The sequence below is a fragment of the Aquiflexum sp. TKW24L genome, assembly GCF_023502205.1.
Classification (GTDB): Bacteria; Bacteroidota; Bacteroidia; order Cytophagales; family Cyclobacteriaceae; genus Cognataquiflexum.
Genome location: NZ_JAMFLG010000012.1, coordinates 88,537 through 103,842, shown reverse-complemented (window position 1 = coordinate 103,842; position 15,306 = coordinate 88,537). Strand labels below are relative to the sequence as shown.

The window sequence follows — 15,306 nt, the reverse complement described above, 5'->3', positions numbered from 1 at the left end:
TTTAGGTGGTTTTGGCGCCATTTGAAAGTTGGATGTATTTTCAGCTTTCAAATGTCTTTTCTAATTCTGAGATGTCAATTTTTTTAATTCGGAGGAAGGTTTTCAGCACTTTGAATTTGAGTGTATATACAATTACTATCCATCCAAATTTATCAATAACCGATCAACTGAAAATGCCCATATGCGACAATCTAAAAGGTTGATTCCGACAGGATAATCGTTTAACTTTAAGATTATGAAAAAACAGATTTTCCTTTATTTCTTCTTACTTCTCCTTGGTTCAAGGATTGAGGTATCCGCGCAATCTTCTGAAGAGCAGAAAATTTCAAAAGCAATAGATGGATTGGTTGTGGCAATGATTGCTGCTGACAAAGACATGCTGAACGCTCAACTTTCAGATGCCCTTCAGTATGGTCATTCCAGTGGGCTGATCCAGGATAAAGCCGGTTTTGTCAATGAAGTTGTGAGCAAAGCACCTCTCGTCTACCATTCTATTGAGAGGGAAAAAGAAGTGATTCGACTATCAAAAAAGACCGCTACAGTAAGCCATATATTGGTGATCAAAGGCAAAAATCCGGCTGGGGATCCCGTAAATCTCAGAATCGGCAACATGATGGTTTGGGAAAAAGAAAAATCGGGATGGAAATTACTAGCAAGGCAAGCTTATAAATTGTAAAAAAAGTAGTGGCATTTAAAGCAGAAATCCTTGATCAAAACCATATAGGCAGTGATCAAGGATTACTTATTTTTGGAGGCTATTTATTGAAAAAATGGTAAGATTGGTTTGGTTTTTTATCCGTAAATCAGTTTTTTCATGTGATCTACTGAAATCGGTTTGATGATGTATTCCTGAATTTCAGGGATTTTCGTGATAGGATCAATGTCGTCCGGGTGGATCGAACTGCTGATCATAACAATCCTAAATTTGTTTTTGGTTCTCTTATCAAACTTCATGAATTGCTGCAGGAAATTCCATCCATTGGTTTTTGGCATGTGAAGATCAAGAAGTACAAGTTCCTTTTCTCCCCGTTTCCTTGGCTGAGGTTTTTCTATACTAGAACTGATATAGTTCATAGCCTGACCTCCGTCGGGCAAGGATACAACCTCACCTTCAAAACCTAAATGGTTAATAAGTTTTTTGTGAACATGATTTGTGACAACATCATCATCGACCAAAATGATTTTGTTCCATTTGTTTGTGTAATTCATAGTAGGGTGAACTATTGAAATGCGGGTGATCTATTTGGCATTTACTAATTTGATTTTTAAATCTAATAAAATACTTTTTAAAAAGTGAAATTTTAACATGACAATTATATAATAAAAGTACAATTTTTTTATAAGTACCTGAATCACAATAAAATAAATTACGAGGTTAAAACCTCTCCCAATATTTTTTTCTGCTTTTTATGGCAATTAAAACGCATCTTAAAAAATTTTGAATGTATTTTCAATTTTGATTTTTTTATTATTCCAAGATAAATTGAAAATTTTCAAGTTAAAACAAGAATTTTAGAGAAAAGTAGAATTATCTTAAGGTTAAGATTCTCTTTATAAAATGATCTTTCTCTATTTATTTGATTGACAATAAAATCATTGAGTTATGAGATTTTAAGATTTATCAAAAAGATTAATATTAAGTTAATTGCAATAAATTATACTTAAAATTAAGTGTCTATTAGTCAATAGGTTTGATATAGATTTTAAATAAGGCCATATTTTTTGAATCCATTTCTCAGATTTTGTATTTGTTGTAGAATTCATGTTTATAATACTTTAAATAATGAATTTATGCCCTTTGAGTTTCTAATTTCTTGATAATGGAAAATAGAAAACTGCGCTAATAAGTATAAATTTTTCAAGAAAAAGGTATAAGGCTGAGTTTTAAATATTTTGAGAAGATAAATTGATTTAATTTTTTAAATGAGGCTTTACATTAGGACACTAAATATTTGAATCAGTATTTTTAGAACATGATAGTATCAACAGCCCCAATAATACTTTTTCACATGCTAATTGGGGTACTGACCCTTGTTCCCAGCCAAATAGAGGATAGTCTCAATAATTTAGCCGACACAGCTTTCAACTTTAAGTTGATATGGGTTTTGGCTTTGTTAGCCATTGCCATTATCATGTTTGTCAAAAACAAGCCGAGGATGGATGCTGTGGGAGTAATTATGATTGCGGCATTGCCATTTACAAAGATTATTTCGGTAGAAGAGACTCTCATAGGATTCAGTGATCCAAATATCATCTTGATTGCGGTTTTATTTGTATTAGGTGAAGGATTGGTAAGGACAGGTGTGGCAAGAAATGTCGGAGATTGGATCAATAAAAAAGCAGGAGGGAATGAAACCAAACTCCTTGTTTTATTGATGTTGGCTGTTGCCGGATTGGGTTCGGTAATGAGTTCTACTGCTATCGTGGCCATTTTTATTCCGGTCGTATTTCGGATTTGCAGTAATACAGGAATTTCTCCAAGTCATTTGATGATGCCGATGAGTTTTGCGGCTCTGATCAGCGGGATGCTGACTCTGATATCTACGGCCCCTAATTTGGTGGTAAATTCAGAACTTATCAGGCAAGGAGAGGAAGGTCTTGGATTTTTTACAATAACTCCATTTGGGCTGGCTATTTTGGCTTTAGGAGTTGTATACATGTTGTTTGCCAGAAAGTGGCTTCCGGACAATGCAGACAAATCAGTGAGAAAAAAAAGGAAACCGACATTTAAGGCTTGGATCGAAAAGTACGACTTAATCAATAGGGAGTATAGGGTCAAGATATTACCTGATTCTGCCCTTCTTGGATATAAAATTAATGAACTTGACCTCAAATATGAAGGGTTGAAATTATTGGCCGTGGAAAGGAAAGATGGTGATAAGAAGGTCTTCATCCGCCCCTCCAAAATCATGGATTTTCATGTCGACGATATTTTATTTTTGGACGTCAGGGAGCATGAAATTAACCTTGCAGGGTTAGCTGAGAAATATGGAGTTGAAAAAATCAACCTTTCTGGAGGAAAGGGATACTTGACTTCTCTTTCTCAAGAATGGGGAATGATCGAAGCAATAATACCTGCCGAATCGGATTTGATCGGTAAAACGGTGAAAGATGCCAGGCTAAGATCTGAATCAGGATTGACAGTTATTGGATTGTGGAGAGGCAACCAAGCCATATTAGATGGGTTTTTGGAGAAAAATTTTAATGTAGGGGATACCATTTTAATTGCAGGTTTCTGGGAAGATATCAAAAGAATCGCTCAGGTATCAGATGATGTTGTGCTGTTAAATATGCCTATAGAATTCGAGGAGGTTTTGCCTGCTGCAGACAAAGCCATGCATGCAATTGTAATTTTGGGGCTAGTGGTATTGACCATGATTACGGGGGTTTTGCCCAATGTACATGCCGTGATTTTGGGCTGTCTTGCTATGGGCTACTTCAGAATAATCGATATGAACAGCGCCTACAATTCTATTTCTTGGAAAAGTTTGGTGCTGATCGTGGGAATGATGCCATTTTCTATTGCCCTTCAGAGAACCGGAGGCGTAGAATTGGCTGCGGATGGATTGATCAGTCTGGTCGGAGAAAGTGCTCCTTGGGTTGCAATTGCTTCGTTGTTTTTCATCACAGCAGTATTGGGTTTGTTTATTTCCAATACTGCCACTGCCGTATTAATGGCTCCTATAGCCATTGCCATGGCCTATGATTTGGGACTTTCTCCCTATCCTTTTGCTATGTCGGTCATATTGGCGGCATCTTCGGCATTTATGACTCCTGTTTCCTCTCCGGTAAATACCCTGGTAGTGGCTCCAGGAAATTATAAATTTGGGGATTTTGTAAAAATTGGCGTGCCTTTTACCATTATTGTGATGATCATTGCAGTTTTCTTGATTCCTTTGATATTACCTTTTTGATCACTTTAAAGTCCTTTTCTTTCTTCAAAAATTTCACCCGGAATCACTGCATTGGATTTATTTCCAAAGTTATTCCTGATGAAAGTTAGGATTTCTGCAAGTTCAGAATCAGTCAGGTTATTATAAGGAGGCATCTCTTGGTTGTATTTTTCACCATTGACTTCTATCTCTCCCGAAAGACCTGTAAGCATAATTCTGATCAATTTCCCTTTGTCCCCTGTCACCCAATCCGTTTTGGCCAAGGGAGGGATAAGCCCCTCAGAACCCTTACCCTCCGGTCCATGACAAGCAAGGCAATGTGTTCCATACAGCTTACTCCCAAGTTCAAATTCCTGACTGACAGCAGGATTCCAATTTTCATCCATTAATGGAATAGGTTCTGTTTCCTGTCGGTAGATGGGTAAACCCTGGATTTTATTTTCACCTTCTGCCAGAACCCTGATTTTGAGGATCCTGTCAGGCCCTTCCGGTAACCCTTCATACATCCAAGGCTGGAATCTTGGGTGCCAATCCCTGTTGCTTGTGCTGATAAATATTTCTCCTTCCGGTGAAACAGCTACATCCCTAAATCTTCCAAATTCCTTTTGGAGGAAGATACTTTCGCTTTCCATGGAATTGCCGTCCTCCGAGAGGTGGATTACCCTGATTGACCGGCCTTTCATGGTGGCAATAATCAAACTGTTTTTCCATTCGGGAATTTCAGATTTGCCATAATACGCCAAACCTGCTGTGGCTAAAGTCGGTGTCCAAGCTTGAATAGGTTCAATTATAGGGTGGAGCAAAGCATATTCTTTTTCATTGTCTGTATCTATAAATCCATGCACATCAGGCCATCCATAGTTACCATTCGGTATGAGTAAATTGACCTCGTCATCATTCAAAGGACCATGGTCAGACCCATATAGTTTTTCGTTTTTACCAAAAGCCAATCCCTGAGAATTTCGGAGACCCATTGCCCAAACCAGGTTATTTGGGATTGGATTGTCCGTTGGGATGCTTCCGTCTAAATTCATTCTTAAAATTTTGCCTCCAAAAAAACTTACATCTTGGGTACGTTCAGTTTGGCCGACGTCACCGAGTGAAAAGAAAAGCTTGTCATCTGAGGAAATTATCAATCTGGAACCGTTGTGGTAAGTGGCACCCACAATGCTGTCTAACAGAATCAAGGGATTGGCGAGTGTGTCCTCTTTAAATTCATACCTCACCAAACGTGATTTGATTGTTTCCTCCTTTTTGTCGTTGGCGATGGCAAAAGTATAATGCAGAAAGACATAACCTAGACTTGGATGAACGGTCATTCCTAACAGCCCGTAGGACTTTTTGGCTATCAGATCCGGAACTTGGAACACCTTTGTTTTTTGGTTCTTTTTCAGATCCAATCGATAAACGGCGCCATTGACCTCGGTAAACCAGAGTTCGCCTTCAATTCCTGCTTCTATGTCCCAAGGTACTTCCAGGTCGGTGACCAATTCGGAAATTTCCAAAGCGGTATTTTCAAGTTGGATATATCCAATCGGCTTTCCAAAGTTTTCTTTGGAAGACTTTGTACTGCAGGCAGCAATTGCCACCAACAATAATGCAAATGCAATTATTTTCATTGGGACCCAATTTACAGGATAATCATAAAAATCATTTCTAATCATTAAAAATAAAGAAACCCAACCCTCCCGGATCCCTAATGATGATGTTATCTACAATTCCTTCTTTATTAAAAAAAGTGATTTCTTCTGATAAAACTCCACAAGCAATCGCATTTTGAAAATAATCAGGAGTGATAAAAGTGGAGGTGCACTTCCCTAATCCATCCAATCACCGGATTTCAGCATTTGATGAAGGTCGTTGAGACACCTAGAATCATAGAGCAAGGTTCCATCAGTAATGAGTTTGCATAAAAATTAAGTATATTTTCTAAAGACATCCTCACTTCGAAATGATATTTATTTCAAAAAAGAATCCCGGATGCCAGAATGCTCTCCGGGATTCAAATGGTTTGTCTGCGATAGTGCATATCGGACTATTTGATGTCAGCACCGCTCCGGAAAGATCCCTCAATATCGATGACTTTGGTGTCGCCAGTTGCTCCATTCATCAGATCTGCCTTTCCTTTAAACGTCCCTTCAATGGTAAACTTGATGGGATCATAGTTTTCGAAGCTCACTTCAAATGGCAATAGATCGCCATTGGCATAATAGGAGTAATTTCTAGTCATAAACTTAGGCTCATCACCTAGAATTACACCTCCAAAAAATGGATCTGTATTTTTCCCAATGGAGGTTAAACCGAGGAAATTAAAATTAACACAGGCGTTCTTTCCAGGTTCAACATTACAACCATGTTGTATGTCAAACGAAAGGTTTTCATTATAAAACACAATATTGTTTTTACCTTTTCCAGGAACGTATTGACCGAAATCCGGACCTCTTTCACCTATGTAATTTTCCTGAAGCTTATAAGAATACTCATAATCCTTTCCATCGATTTTCACTTTCACAAACATCACATCGTCGGGTAAAACTTCAGGACCTTCTGCTTTTTCACCACAGGAGACGAAACAAATAGCAAAAAGCATTGCAATAAAATAAATTTTTTTCATAGTCTGACTTTTCCTGAAAAGTATGACTTCACTGTTGGATAAAAAATAACCATTACTGGGTATTTTTTTTATTCTAAAAAGAGAATTAGATGAAAAATCAAGGGTTATCTAAAATAGATTCCTGCCAATTACGGGCTCAATCAACTCCCCTTGAATTTTCTCCCTATTAAATACTAACACATCCCAAGGTTCCATCCTTGGTTCGTCAGAAAGGTTAAATGTCCCATAATGCATGGGGATAAAAAATTTCCCTTCCAAGGTGTTGAAAGCGTCAATGGCATCTTTTGGACTGATATGGGCTTGATGCATAAACCACTCAGGTTTGTAAGCACCGACGCCCATCAGGCAAATATCAGGTGTACCGAGGGTATTTTTGATGTCCTCGAAATGGTTCCCTTTTCCACTGTCTCCCATAAAATAGATGGATTGATCGCCATTTTGGATATAGAATCCTCCCCAAAGACTTTTGTTGTCATCGGCCAACCATCGCTTGGACCAATGCCTACTCGGAACGTATGTGATGGTCAATCCGCTATCCAAATAGGAATATTGTTGATACCAACCAGCCTCTTCGATAATATGGCCATTCGTCCATTTATTGATCACGTTTCCCAAACCTAAGCCGGTCAGGATTTTCAAGGAGGGATTGACTTTGGCTAGGTGCTTTAGCGAATTTTCATCACAATGGTCACGATGATTGTGGGATAAAAGAATAAAATCCAATTGGGGCATTTTTTCCAAAGGAAAGGGCAATGGACTTTCTCTTTTCAGGAAGGTGTTGTCGATCAGCAGGGGGTCCGTCAGAAATACTTGTCCTTGGATTCTCATCAGGTATGTGGCATGACCCAGCCAGATTAGGTAATCCTCATTTCCTTGGAAGACAGTGGAATCAAAATCCACCGTCAATCTTCTTGCTTCTGCTTTCTTCTCAGCTTTCTGCGGATTTTTGCTGGTCTGCCATTTCAAAAGATCCCCAAAACTTGATTCAAAAGGGTGGTAGAGATTGACAAACCTCCCATTTTCATCCAAGGGATTTCCCTTCCAATCTTTATTGGGTTTTATGGTATTGAGTCCTGGGTTTGAAGTGAATTTCAAATTCATGGGTTCGTTCTTTTCATTTTTGAGTAAAATGAAAATTAAAGGAATCAATAATACCAGAAAATAGGATTTCTTTTTCATTGCTCAATTACCCAACAGGTAATCTGAAGGAAAGTTCATGCAGCCAACAATTCCTGAAGCAATTCCGAAGGGGTTTCAAGTTGGGCGATTTTTTCCTCTTTGAGGATTTTGTTCAATTCATATTCCAATTCGAAAATCAACCCATCTACAAAGACCTTGTCCATGTGGAGTTCATTGTAAAAGTTGGCTGATTTTTGTTTTCCTGACAACGGGATGCCATAGCTACGGAATACTCCGATTGCTTTTCTCATGTTTGAGATTCTGTTCATGATAGGTAGAGGATTTAAATAATAATTGGTTTAGTTATATTTTATTAAGTTGAAAGTTTCTAAACTTCGTTGGTTTTGAATTTTGAAATCCTCCAATTTTAATTTTTTAACGAATTCTGATTCCTTTTTATTTCTCACTGGTTCTTGCTCCCTGCTCACTGTTTCCTGCTCACTGTTTCCACTGACAACTGTTTACTGTCCACTTTTTACTGTCAACTGCCCACTGTTTAATATTCCCTGTAATCCATAATGCAGCCAATGCGCCGACCATTCCCAAAGGAATCTTGGATAATACGATGATTGTACTCTTAAAGGTTTTGAACAATAAAATTAATACTGCAATATAGAGGAAGACCGTAACGATGATCACAGTCTGAAATCCTCCAAAAGATTCCTTCTGGCAATTTAAGACCTTCAACTTTGGTGCTAATCTCGCTGATTACATGATCTGCAAGGAATCCTTCTTCTACAAAAGCCGAGACGGATACAGTTCTGGTTTTGTTGTAGTGGTCTATATAAAGCGGTGAACTTTCCAGTGCCAGATCTTCAATCTGGGTGTTCGGAATTGACGACTGTAGGTTGTTGTTGATGAATAAATCATCAAAATTTAACATAGAAGCCCGCTCTTCTTTTGGGCTGGTGGCTAGGCAGTAAGATTTTCGATAAACACTATTTTTTTTCAAGATTGATTGGTAACAGCTTGCTTTTATTATATTTCAAAATAGTGCAGTTTTAGAATTAAGATTTTTTAGCCTAAATTGAAATTTGAATGCTCACAAACCAAAACCTTAAATAACCATGAAATCAAGAAGAGACTTTTTACAAAAATTGACAGTTGGTGCCGGGATTCTTCCTTTGGCTTTCAGTTTTATTCCTAAATCAGAACCACAATACAACTGGGAAGAAGTGCAGGATGGACCTTTGCTCAAAGTAGCGATAATGGGCCTTGGAAGTTATGGCAACCGGGTAGCGGAAGCAATGAAAGACAGCAAGCGCGCCAAAATCACAGGAGTAATCAGCGGAACTCCGTCTAAGGTAAAAGACTGGCAAGCCAAGTATAACATCCCGGACAAGAACTGTTACAATTACGAGAACTTCGATGCGATTAAGAATAACCCTGATATTGATGCAGTATACATCATTACTCCAAACGCTTTACATCACGGACAGTGTTTGAGAGTGGCAGCAGCGGGCAAGCATGTCATCTGCGAAAAGCCTATGGCCATCAATGCCAAAGATGGTCAGGAAATGGTCGATGCTTGTAAGAAAGCAGGGGTAAAATTGTTGATAGGTTACCGCATGCACTTTGAAGCCAACACCCTAGAAGTGGTTAGATTGCGGAGGGAAGGGGAGTTTGGGAGCATCAAATTCTTTCAGGGATTGTGTGGATTCAAAATCGGCGATCCTACCCAATGGAGGCTCAATAAGGAATTAGCAGGAGGTGGGGCTATGATGGATATTGGTATTTATGCCATCAATGGTTCGAGGTATATGATAGGGGAGGAACCCGTTTGGGTCACCGCGCAAGAAGAGAAAACCGATCCTGTCAAATTTAAGGAGGGGGTAGATGAGACAATCACTTTTCAGTTGGGTTTTCCAAACGGGGCAATTGCTTCTTGTCTTTCTACCTATGCGGTAAGCTATCTTGATAAGTTTTTCTTGGTCGGAGAAAAAGGATTTGGCGAAATGCAGCCTTCGACAGGTTATGGCCCCATCAAGAGTTGGACTAACAAAGGCCGCCTTGACCTGCCTCATGTTACGCATCAGACTACCCAGATGGACCAGATGGCAATGATTATTTTCGATGGCAAAAAACCAATCATACCAGTAAATGGAGAAGAAGGAGTTAAGGACATGAAGATTATTGATGCGATCTTTGAGGCCACAAAGACAGGAAAGAAAGTGGCTTTGAAGCTTTGAGAAAAAAGATGGGATAAATTGAAAAAGCACCTTGAACTTGGATTTGGGGTGCTTTTTTTATGTAGTCAATTTGACATTCTTCATTCAGAATTATTCCAACTCAATCTTCATTCAGTACCAACTCCAACTCCACTTTTTCCATTTTCCTCACCCCTGCCACTTCTTCCAAAAACTTTTTGGTTTCTCTCAATACCCCTTCCCAATCTTTGGAAGTAATGCTTGAAGCGATGACATGGTCGCCGGATTCGGGAAAAGCTACTTTTACCTTTTTGCCAATAGGTGTCTGCACTTGTTCATACATTTCGAGCATTTTGGGGACAGAGACAACTTTATCCTGTTCATCTTCATTTTTATAATAATACCCCAAAAACAAAGGCTGCTTGATTTCTTTAAACGTCTCAGGATTCATTTTACTTCTGATCAAAATGCCAAGCGCCCGGTAACTGTTCAAATGGTATTCTCTTGACCAATATTTGGCTTTTTCGCCTTCCCTGTTGTTGATGATAGTTCCCTTTTCGTATTGGAATTTCTCTGCCAGTAAAGAAAGCCATGGTTTGAAAAATATTTCCAATGCTTCTCCATATTCTCTGACCGCTGGACTGTAAAGTACCAATGCTTTCATATCCGGCCTTTCGGAAGCCAATACCAATGACAAAGCCCCACCCATAGATGTCCCAACTATGATAACCGAATCTCCAAGACTTTTCCCTACCATATATGCTTCCCTTACCTCATCCACTAACTTTTGGGCGGTCAAATGCCTGAATCCATCAGGCCTGCTGATGCCATGTTCGGGTAACCTGATTAAATATAAATTGGCTCCAAAATAAGCTGCAAGTTCCCTGTGAACAGGATTCCCTTCCATCTGACTTGCGCCAAATCCATGGATATAGACTATGGAGTACGGGGTTTTGCTTTTATCAGTACTATCTGCCCAGAATATTTTAGCTTCATTTCCTGGCTTCAATCCCACTACTGTATCACTTTTAGCTTTGATAAATGCCTGAAGTTCCCCCATCCTTGTGGGTACGGTTGGGTAGTCACCTGATAGGTCCTCCACTTTTGATTTGGGACCAAGCATATATATGATAGCGAGGATGATCAAAAATCCGAGTAAAAACTGTAATGCTTTTTTCATTGTTCACGTATTTTAAATAGTCAGTAAATCTAAAACCTTGCAACCATTTAACCAATCCCCTTGGAAAAATCCAGAAGGACTTAATCATGGTGATGGTCTACAATTTGAGATTGGGGTATTTTTGTTAATTTTGGCTAAGACCTTAAGAAAATGAAAAAAATTAACTTTCCCATCTTCCCTTTATTTATTTGGATTTTGGCTTCGGCCTGCCAATCCCCAGAAGTAAAACCTCATTTAATTTCCAAGGATGATGTGGAGCCCCATATCATGCAGTTAGCTTCCGATGATTTTATGGGAAGAAAACCTTTCACCGAAGGAGAAACAAAAACAGTCCAATACCTGGCACAAGCATACCAAACACTTGGCATTGAGCCCGGGAATGGTGAAAGTTACTTTCAAGATGTTCCTTTGGTTTCAATATTGTCCCAACCGGCTCCTTCCATGACTGTCAAATCAAAAGACAATGTCATTGAATTAAAGGGATTGGAGGATTATGTCATCTGGACCAAACGTACTGATTCTTTATTGACTATTAATGATGCTGAATTGGTTTTTGCAGGATACGGAATCGTCGCGCCAGAATATGGGTGGAATGATTATAAAAATATTGATGTCAATGGAAAGATCGTCGTTTTAATAGTCAACGACCCTGGATATGGAACTGAAGACGTCTCTTTATTTAAAGGAAATACCATGACCTACTATGGGCGATGGACCTACAAAATGGAAGAAGCTGCGAAACAAGGTGCCTTGGGAACCTTGATCATACATAATACCGGTCCGGCAGGATATGGCTTTAATGTCATCCAAAACAACTGGAATACTTCAAGGCTTTCATTGGACATCAGAAATAACCCTACCTTTCAGTCTATGTTTGAAGGTTGGATCACGCAACCGGTGGCAAGTCAGTTGTTTACTTTGTCGGGATTAAATGAAACTGAGCTTTTGGAAAAAGCTAAAAAATCAGATTTTCAGGCTATCCCGATGAACCTGACAGCAAGTACCACCATGAAAGTGGAGGCCAAATATGATGTGTCCAAAAACGTAATTGCCAAAATTACCGGAAGCAAATACCCCGATGAATACATTATCTATACGGCCCATTGGGACCATTTGGGAATCGGTGCGCCGGATGAAAAAGGGGACAGCATCTACAATGGCGCATGGGACAATGCAAGCGGAACCGCCGCGCTCCTAGGTATGGCAAAGGCTTTTAAAGAAGATGCAAAACCGGAAAGATCGGTGGTTTTTCTGACCGTGACGGCCGAGGAGCAGGGATTATTGGGATCAGCCTATTATTCCCAAAATCCTGTTTATCCAAAGGAAAAAACTGTTGCCAATATCAACCTTGACGGTATGAATCCCTATGGAAAAATGAAAGACGTGGCCTTGATTGGCATGGGACAATCAGAATTGGAGGATATACTCAATGTCGAATTAGAAAAGGTAGGAAGATACAGCAGTCCCGAATCTACTCCGTCAGCCGGATCTTACTATAGGTCTGATCATTTCAATTTTGCTAAAATCGGAATTCCTGCACTTTATATAGGTACAGGAATAGATCATGTTGAAAAAGGTAAAGAATACGGGAAGGAATTGGAATCAAAGTATAATACAGAAATTTACCACAAACCAGGTGATAACTATGATCCTGCAAAATGGGATTATGATGCCATGTTGGGAGACGTTCAATTACTTTATGAAGTTGGAAAAAAATTATCAAACAGTACTGCTTGGCCAGGTTGGAAAGAGGGTTCTGAATTCAAAGCTGTTAGGGATTCGTACATGAAAAGATGATATTTCTACCAGTTCGCTTTTAAAAGCAAATTTTTTTCACGTTAGTAATACAAACTTTTTTTTAGTAATGTAAACTAATTGTGAAAAAAGCTCGTTTCACTGCTGTTGTTTATGGATAATGGAAAATATTCTCAAAAAAATAAGGGTTGAAATCAACCCCAGTATCTATCTCAAGGATCCTTTTAGTTCGGAACTTGGAAAAGATATCATTTTAAAAAGTGTTTCCATGATGTATGAATTGGGATTTGAGCAATTTACCTTCAAGAAACTCTCTCAAAACGTTGATTGTACAGAGTCCGCCATCTACCGGTATTTCGAAAATAAGCATAAGTTGCTCTTATTTCTGAATTCTTGGTATTGGGGATATTTGGAGCAAAATTTTGTTTTTGCTACGGCAAACTTGTCAGATCCTGCTCAAAAACTTGAAATAGCCATCAAAATTTTGGTAAATGGTCCGATTTTTACCCAAAATGATTTTATTGACCCTATCTCTTTGAGAAATTTACTGACAGATGAAGCCAACAAAGCTTTTATGACCAAAGAGGTGGACGAAGAATACCAGAAAGGTTTTTTTAACCATTTCAACAAATTGAGTGAAAGAATTGCTGATATTATTCTGGAAATTAATCCTGAATTTGAATTTCCAAAAACATTAGTATCCACTGTCATGGAATCAAGCCTGATACAATCTTACTATGCCAAGCACTTGCCTGGACTCACCGAGCAAGTTCCCGGAGATAAAAGGAGGATTGATTTTTTCAATAACCTAGTTTTCAAAACCATCCAAAATGAAAATTGACTACACGATATCTCCTTTAAAAAGATTCTTTAAACTTCTTAATGAAGAAAAGAAAGAGGTTTATTCCATTTACTTTTATTCAATATTGAACGGTGCCGTATCCCTGGTTTATCCACTTGGAATACAAGCTATCGTCAATTTTGTCTTGGGAGGAAGGGTCAGTACAGCTTGGTTGATCATGGTTTTGGTTGTGGCCTTAGGGATTGCTTTTGGGGGATTTCTCCAGATCTCGCAATTGTACCTTACAGAAAAATTAGAACAGCGGATTTTTACCAAAACAGGTTTTGGATTTGCTTACCGGCTTCCAAGACTCAAAATGGATGAGCTTCACGGACAGTATCCACCTGAACTTGTCAACAGGTTTTTTGATGCGGTAAACCTCCAAAAAGGGATTTCAAAGATATTGATCGACTTTTCATTTTCGATGGTTCAGATCTTTTTTGGGATGGTTCTATTGGCTTTATATAATGTGTTTTTCCTGATTTTCAGTTTGATTTTGATTGCCTTGGTAGTTGTGATTTTCTATTTCACCAGTCCAAAAGGGATGGAAACAAACCTTAAGGTATCTACACTCAAATACAAAACAGCCTTTTGGTTGGAGGAAATCGGAAGAACAATGGCCACTTTTAAATTGGCAGGAAATTCAAAACTTCCCTTTTACACGATTGACAAATTGCTGACAACATACGTTGAATTCAGGAATAAGCACTTTGCTGTTTTGGTATTCCAGTATAAGGTCATGATAGCTTTCAAAGCCCTGATTGTGACCACGCTCTTGATTGTGGGTAGTTTATTGTTGATTGATAATCAAATCAGTATTGGGCAGTTCATAGCCGCTGAGGTGATCATCATTTTGATTGTGAGTTCTGTTGAAAAACTGATCTTGTCTCTAGATGTGGTATATGATACCCTGACTGCTACCGAAAAAATCGGTCAGATCATGGATATGCCGATCGAAAGACAGGAAGGTATTGAGAAGTCATTGACCACCAACAATGAAAGTCTTAAGTTTCAGGTAAGGAATCTTAGCTACAAGTCTAAAGGTACTTCAGTCGAAATTATTGATGACATGACTTTCGATTTAAACCCAGGTGAAAAAGTAATTCTTACAGGAAAAAGCGGTAGTGGAAAGAGTACCCTCATGTATCTCATTTCAGGATTATTTACAGCTTATCGGGGCAGGATAATCATCAACGGTTTGCCGATTGATACTATGAATCTTGATAGGCTTCGGAGTTATATAGGTGATAGTCTTTCTCACCAATCTATTTTCCATGGGACAATACATGAAAATATTACCCTAATGAAAGATGTTGATAATCCACACGTCAGGGATATCTTGGAAATGGTAGGCCTGAAAGAATTCATATATATGTTACCCAAGGATTGGGATACGGTATTGATGCCCGAAGGGCATGGTTTGAGCAAATCCATCATCAGTAGAATAGTATTGGCAAGGTGTCTTTTGAGCCATCAAAAAGCACTGCTATTGGAAGATATGGTTGCTTTTCTTGAACCTGATGAAAAGGACAGGATTATTGATTACATCTTGAAAGGAAACTGGACAGTCATGATGATTTCAGAAGATATGGAAACGATTAAAAAATTTCCAAGAGTGATTAAAATTGACCGAGGCAGGCTTGTTTTTGATGGAAGCACTGAAGTATTTGTCAAAGCCAATGATCTTTAATCTAAAA

Annotated in this window: 14 protein-coding genes; 6 read left to right on the top strand and 8 right to left on the bottom strand. The window is 38.6% G+C overall.

Annotated features, from left to right (window positions below):
- The first annotated feature begins 235 nt into the window (after positions 1-235).
- A complete protein-coding gene (locus M3O96_RS10180) occupies positions 236-676 on the top strand; it encodes a nuclear transport factor 2 family protein (protein ID WP_249720337.1) in 441 nt (146 codons plus the stop codon).
- Positions 677-792: 116 nt separating this feature from the next.
- Here M3O96_RS10180 and M3O96_RS10175 read toward each other — a convergent pair whose 3' ends face one another.
- A complete protein-coding gene (locus tag M3O96_RS10175) occupies positions 793-1,209 on the bottom strand; it encodes a response regulator (RefSeq protein ID WP_249720335.1) in 417 nt (138 codons plus the stop codon).
- Positions 1,210-1,973: 764 nt separating this feature from the next.
- On the opposite strand from M3O96_RS10175, the gene M3O96_RS10170 reads away from it, so the two are divergent.
- A complete protein-coding gene (locus M3O96_RS10170; RefSeq protein WP_249720333.1) occupies positions 1,974-3,914 on the top strand; it encodes an SLC13 family permease in 1,941 nt (646 codons plus the stop codon).
- Positions 3,915-3,919: 5 nt separating this feature from the next.
- Here M3O96_RS10170 and M3O96_RS10165 read toward each other — a convergent pair whose 3' ends face one another.
- From M3O96_RS10165 to M3O96_RS10140, 6 genes are all read right to left on the bottom strand, one after another.
- Positions 3,920-5,512 (bottom strand): PQQ-dependent sugar dehydrogenase, encoded by a 1,593-nt coding sequence (locus M3O96_RS10165; protein WP_249720332.1) that lies wholly within the window; start codon positions 5,510-5,512, stop codon positions 3,920-3,922.
- Between the two features lie 416 nt (positions 5,513-5,928).
- Positions 5,929-6,507, bottom strand: a complete 579-nt coding sequence (locus M3O96_RS10160; protein WP_249720331.1) for a hypothetical protein — start codon at positions 6,505-6,507, stop codon at positions 5,929-5,931.
- 108 nt (positions 6,508-6,615) lie between these two features.
- On the bottom strand, positions 6,616-7,608 hold the full coding sequence (locus M3O96_RS10155; protein WP_249720330.1) for an MBL fold metallo-hydrolase: 993 nt from the start codon (positions 7,606-7,608) through the stop codon (positions 6,616-6,618).
- A 113-nt stretch (positions 7,609-7,721) separates the two neighbouring features.
- Positions 7,722-7,937: an acyl carrier protein gene (locus tag M3O96_RS10150; RefSeq protein WP_249720328.1), complete on the bottom strand. Its 216-nt coding sequence runs from the start codon at positions 7,935-7,937 to the stop codon at positions 7,722-7,724.
- A gap of 187 nt (positions 7,938-8,124) precedes the next feature.
- Positions 8,125-8,325, bottom strand: a complete 201-nt coding sequence (locus M3O96_RS10145) for a hypothetical protein (protein WP_249720376.1) — start codon at positions 8,323-8,325, stop codon at positions 8,125-8,127.
- Positions 8,264-8,638, bottom strand: a complete 375-nt coding sequence (locus M3O96_RS10140; RefSeq protein ID WP_249720382.1) for a hypothetical protein — start codon at positions 8,636-8,638, stop codon at positions 8,264-8,266. Before M3O96_RS10140 ends, M3O96_RS10145 begins: the two co-directional genes overlap by 62 nt.
- Positions 8,639-8,753: 115 nt before the next feature.
- Here M3O96_RS10140 and M3O96_RS10135 point away from each other — a divergent pair, with 115 nt between their 5' ends.
- Positions 8,754-9,875 (top strand): Gfo/Idh/MocA family protein, encoded by a 1,122-nt coding sequence (locus M3O96_RS10135; RefSeq protein ID WP_249720325.1) that lies wholly within the window; start codon positions 8,754-8,756, stop codon positions 9,873-9,875.
- 100 nt (positions 9,876-9,975) lie between these two features.
- Here the strand turns inward: M3O96_RS10135 and M3O96_RS10130 are convergent, their stop codons facing one another.
- Positions 9,976-11,013 (bottom strand): alpha/beta hydrolase, encoded by a 1,038-nt coding sequence (locus M3O96_RS10130; protein ID WP_249720323.1) that lies wholly within the window; start codon positions 11,011-11,013, stop codon positions 9,976-9,978.
- Positions 11,014-11,163: 150 nt separating this feature from the next.
- On the opposite strand from M3O96_RS10130, the gene M3O96_RS10125 reads away from it, so the two are divergent.
- From M3O96_RS10125 to M3O96_RS10115, 3 genes are all read left to right on the top strand, one after another.
- Positions 11,164-12,810, top strand: coding sequence for a M28 family metallopeptidase (locus tag M3O96_RS10125; RefSeq protein ID WP_249720321.1), 1,647 nt, complete (start codon positions 11,164-11,166; stop codon positions 12,808-12,810).
- Positions 12,811-12,928: 118 nt separating this feature from the next.
- Entirely contained in the window at positions 12,929-13,609 is a 681-nt protein-coding gene (locus M3O96_RS10120) for a TetR/AcrR family transcriptional regulator (RefSeq protein WP_249720319.1), read from the top strand.
- Positions 13,599-15,299 carry a peptidase domain-containing ABC transporter gene (locus M3O96_RS10115; RefSeq protein WP_249720317.1) on the top strand — a complete coding sequence of 567 codons (1,701 nt, stop codon included), beginning with the start codon at positions 13,599-13,601 and terminating at the stop codon, positions 15,297-15,299. Before M3O96_RS10120 ends, M3O96_RS10115 begins: the two co-directional genes overlap by 11 nt.
- The last annotated feature ends 7 nt before the right edge of the window (positions 15,300-15,306 follow it).

Coding starts and splice junctions, on each gene's coding strand:
- M3O96_RS10125 (WP_249720321.1), top strand. CDS start 11,164: ATGAAAAAAATTAACTTTCCCATCTTCCCTTTATTTATTTGGATTTTG.
- M3O96_RS10130 (WP_249720323.1), bottom strand. CDS start 11,013: ATGAAAAAAGCATTACAGTTTTTACTCGGATTTTTGATCATCCTCGCT.
- M3O96_RS10175 (WP_249720335.1), bottom strand. CDS start 1,209: ATGAATTACACAAACAAATGGAACAAAATCATTTTGGTCGATGATGAT.
- M3O96_RS10165 (WP_249720332.1), bottom strand. CDS start 5,512: ATGAAAATAATTGCATTTGCATTATTGTTGGTGGCAATTGCTGCCTGC.
- M3O96_RS10170 (WP_249720333.1), top strand. CDS start 1,974: ATGATAGTATCAACAGCCCCAATAATACTTTTTCACATGCTAATTGGG.
- M3O96_RS10155 (WP_249720330.1), bottom strand. CDS start 7,608: ATGAATTTGAAATTCACTTCAAACCCAGGACTCAATACCATAAAACCC.
- M3O96_RS10180 (WP_249720337.1), top strand. CDS start 236: ATGAAAAAACAGATTTTCCTTTATTTCTTCTTACTTCTCCTTGGTTCA.
- M3O96_RS10120 (WP_249720319.1), top strand. CDS start 12,929: ATGGAAAATATTCTCAAAAAAATAAGGGTTGAAATCAACCCCAGTATC.
- M3O96_RS10160 (WP_249720331.1), bottom strand. CDS start 6,507: ATGAAAAAAATTTATTTTATTGCAATGCTTTTTGCTATTTGTTTCGTC.
- M3O96_RS10115 (WP_249720317.1), top strand. CDS start 13,599: ATGAAAATTGACTACACGATATCTCCTTTAAAAAGATTCTTTAAACTT.
- M3O96_RS10135 (WP_249720325.1), top strand. CDS start 8,754: ATGAAATCAAGAAGAGACTTTTTACAAAAATTGACAGTTGGTGCCGGG.
- M3O96_RS10150 (WP_249720328.1), bottom strand. CDS start 7,937: ATGAGAAAAGCAATCGGAGTATTCCGTAGCTATGGCATCCCGTTGTCA.